At 76.1% G+C, this 4,018-nt stretch carries 2 protein-coding genes; both read right to left on the bottom strand.

The genetic code is table 11. The features are described from left to right. Window positions 1-137 precede the first annotated feature (137 nt). Window positions 138-3,158: an arabinosyltransferase domain-containing protein gene (locus tag AC0CYZ_RS12615; RefSeq protein ID WP_472215779.1), complete on the bottom strand. Its 3,021-nt coding sequence runs from the start codon at window positions 3,156-3,158 to the stop codon at window positions 138-140. Next, on the bottom strand, window positions 3,158-4,018 hold an 861-nt coding region (locus tag AC0CYZ_RS12610; protein WP_472215777.1), incomplete at its 5' end, for an arabinosyltransferase C-terminal domain-containing protein. The genes AC0CYZ_RS12610 and AC0CYZ_RS12615, both read right to left, overlap by 1 nt.

Raw genomic sequence — 4,018 nt, 5'->3', positions numbered from 1 at the left:
CGGACAGCACGGTGGCCCGGCTCGGCGCGGTCCGGGCCCAGCCGACCAGGGTCTTCACGGAGCGAGGCATCGGGATCGAGGCTAGCGCGCGCCGTCGAGGGCCCTGCTGGCGGTCAGGTCCACGCGGGCGGCGGCGCCTAGCTCTCCCCGATCGAGAGCGGCCCCGGCGTCGTGAGGCCGGACTGCCCGACGTCGCCACGCGTGATCGTCGGCGCGACCAGCGGGCTCGTCGGGACCCAGCGCTCGAGGCTCGCGATGTCGGTGAGTGGCAGGCCCGGCAGGTAGACCGGGTAGCGGACCTGCGCGACGAGCGCCCGCGCGGTCGTCCACGGCCCGCCCTGGGAGGCGGTGTAGCTGATGTAGCCCGACTGCGCCTCGCTGCGGGCGTCGGTCGAGACCCGCCATCCGGGCAGCGTGGCGATCCCGTCGCGGAGCAGCGGGAACGGCGTGCAGGGGAACAGGAACGCGCCGGGCCAGTCGACGGCGGCGGGCACGCCGGGGGGCAGGACCTGCGCGAACGGCACCGTCACCGGAAGGCGCGGCACGGTGAAGCCCTGGTCGACGGGCGTGTCGGCCGCGCTGACGAGCCGGATCGCGGTGTGGGTCGAGGCGAGGGCGGGGTCGAGGCGCAGGTCCCGGGCGCGGGGGGCGTCGACCGAGGCGGACACGGAGAACTGCGTCGCCTCCTCGTCGAGGGGCACGCGGGTCACGTCGGTGACGGTGCCGTCGGGGGCACGGGACCCGAGCTCGGCGACGACGTCGCCGTGGGCGACCGGGCCGGTCAGCGTCACGACGATCGGGGTGTCCGGCCGGGCGGCGCGGGTCAGCGGCAGGCCGAACCAGGCGGTGGTGACGCCGGGGCCGCGCCAGCCGGGGAGGGCGACGCCGGACATGGCGGCGGTGGGTTGCGCGGCGGGGCCGGGACCGGCGGCGGTGAGGAGGCCGGCGGCGGGATCGGCCTCGACGCGGAGCCGGTCGGCGATCCCGCAGGAGCGCCCGTGCAGCGAGGCGACCGAGTCGGAGGCGAGCGTGTAGGAGTCGCGGCGCTGCACGGCGGTGCGGGCGAACGAGAGCACCTCGATGGCCACCACGAGCACGACGACGGCCAGGGCGAGCGTGGGGGCGAGCCCGAGGAGCCGGACGTCGGAGACGCCTCGTTGCTGACGTCCGGTGTCAGTTTCCCGGCGTTCACGGCCGAGGGTGCGGCGGACCGCGACGACGGCGCAGGCGAGGGCGAGGACCACGCCGAGCACCAGCACGGCGTCGGCGAAGCGCACCCCGCCGAGCTGCGGGGAGATCGTCGACCAGGTGATGGCGTAGCTGGAGATCCAGTGCCACTGGTTGAAGCCGGCGAGCGTGAGCCCCGAGGCGCCCGCGGCCAGCGCCACCGCCCACGCCGCCCGTCGCGGGGCCCGCTCCGCGTCGGCGGGCGCGCGCAGCCAGGCGTCGAGGGCCAGCAGGGTCGTCGCGGTCCCCAGCACGGCGAAGGCCCCGAAGTGGTGCGTCCACTTGGTCGGCGTGAACGCGAGCGCCACGAGCGAGAGCAGGGTGGTGACGACGATGCGGTGCGCGGCCGGTGACCGGGGCACGGAGCGGACGAACGCGAGCGCGCCCAGGGCGAGCGCGAGGAGGAGCACCGGGGCACGGCGGCCGAGGTTGCCCTCGGCGTCGCCGACCGTGAGCAGCGAGGTGTAGCGCACGTACTCGTCGGTCCAGGGCCGGTCGCCGCCGATGAGGGTGCGGATGCCGACCGAGTCGAGCACGGAGGCCCACGTCTGGTCCGCGTAGACGAGGACGAGCGTGAGGCCCAGCGCCGCGATCCCGACGACGGCGAGCGCGGCGACACCCAGGCGGTCGGCCCGGACGAGGCGCACCAGCGGGACGACCGCGGCCACCAGGGGGGCGAAGGCCATCAGTCCGGTGGGCGTGACGGCGAGCGTGATCCCGGCGAGCAGCAGCGCGACGACGAGCGGGGTCACCGACCGCCGCTCGACCGCCCGCTCGGTCAGCACGAGCACCGCGGTCGACCCGACGAGGACCCACGGCTCGGGGCGGACACCGAGGTCGTAGGGCAGCCACCACGCGAGGTAGACGACGCCCGCGAGCCACGGCACGAGCCGGGGGAGGCGCTCGAGGCCGAGCGTCGGCAGGACGGCGCGGGTGAGCAGGAACCAGCCGACGATCGCGAGCACGGTGGCCGGGAGGCGGAGCCAGAACGGGGCGGGGTCGGCGCGGGCGATGAGCGCGAGGACGTCGTAGAACCAGCCGAACGGCGTCTCGGGGGAGTTGAGCCACCGGAAGACGGTGCCGACCTGTCCGTTCTGGGTGCGCGAGCGGACGATGCCCGCGATGTAGCCGTCGTCGACGGTGAGCGGGCCGATCACCTGCCACAGCAGCAGGCCGAGGACGACGCCGACGTCGACGATCCGGGGTCTCGGGGTGGTCGACGACGGGGCTTCACTGCCACTGGCTGCAAGCGTCGACGCTTCGCTTTCACTCGGAGAGGCCTCCCGACGGCGGCCAGCCACCACCACCGCACCCAGCGCCACCGCGAACGCCACGACGGCCAGCCCACCGAGCGCGATCTTCAGTCCGCCCGCCGAGGTCTGGAAGCGGGTGTCGGCCACCACTGCGAGCGACACCCCGGCCGACGACGCCGCCCCCGTGAACGCCCCGGCCACCGCGGGCCGGGTGTCCCCCTCGAGCCGCGCCACCTGCCGCGACCCGGACGGCGCCTCCAGAGTCACCGTCGTCGCGGCGATCCCGCTGACCAGCCGCACGGTGCACGGGCCGGGCGGCAGCGTCACCGGCGCCACGTCGTGCCCCCCGAGCGCCACCGACACCGCCGGCCCGGGCCCCGCCGTCATCGTCAGGCCCTGCAACGGCTCGGCCAGCGGGTCGGGGCGGGGCGGCGTGGTCGAGAGCAGCACCGTCCCCGGGGCCACCGCCCGCGCGGCGTCGCAGCCGACCGACGCCGTCGTCGTGAGGGGTTGGTAGGGCAGCATCGGGATCGCCGCGGGCGCCGGGGAGGACGAGCCCGGTGCCGGCCACGAGTAGGTGACGTCGGGCCGGGTCACCGGGGCGAACGGGAACGCCAGCGCCGCGAGCACCGAGACCAGGCCGGCGACCAGCGCCACGACCCGCGCCGAGGACCGCATCAGCCGAGGTACTCGCGGCCGGAGTACGCCTCCCTCGCGAGGGTCGGGAACCGCGTGAGGCCGCCACGCGAGACCCGGCCCACGGTGAGGTCGTAGCCGTCGACGGGGTGGTCGTAGACGATCCGGTCGACGTTGCCCCACTGCAGCGTCGGCGGCCCGCCGGGGGTGACCCCGGAGAAGATCCGCACCGTGGCCCACGTCCGCTCGGACTGGACCATCGTGCCGCCCCACGACTCGTAGGTCGGGTTGGTCAGGATGAAGTCCGGGGTGTTCTCCGCGGCCGAGAGGCGCACCTGCGGCGTCGGGGCGATCCCGTCCCGCACTGCCACCTGGTCCACGCAGGGCCACAGCGCCGCGGAGAGCTGGTCGGCGAAGACGGGCACGGTCGACGTCTCGTCGGGCCCGGTCAGGGTCTGGACCGGCTGCATCGCGCCGAGGTGCGGCGGGGCGACGGCCAGCGCGGTGTCCGGCCCCGCGACCTTGTCCTCGGCCACGATCCGCACCGAGCTCGGCCGGTCGGCCGGCAGCAGCACCGGCACCTCCTGCCACTGCCGCGCGGTCAGGCCCGGGGCGGGGTTGACCGTGGTCGCGACGGTGCGGGTGGGCGCGGCGGCGGGGCCGTAGCCGAACTCGAGCACCAGCCGCTGCTTGTCCGGGTCGTTCCCCGCGATCGGGACGACGACGTTGGTGGCGGGCGTCGGGTCGCCGGCGAGCACGGGGGGCACCGGGTACCAGCCGGTGGTGAGGGTGCCGAGGCCGGTTCCCGCGGTCGCGGGGTCGGTGCCGGCGCCCGGGTCGACGACGGCGTCGTGCCACATGGTCGGGCCCGCTCCCGAGGGCGCCGGGCCGGGGGGCGGCAC

It is taken from the genome of Actinomycetospora sp. (assembly GCF_055612215.1).
The sequence above is the reverse complement of the archived record's forward strand: the minus strand, read 5'-3'. Positions and strand labels throughout refer to the sequence as shown.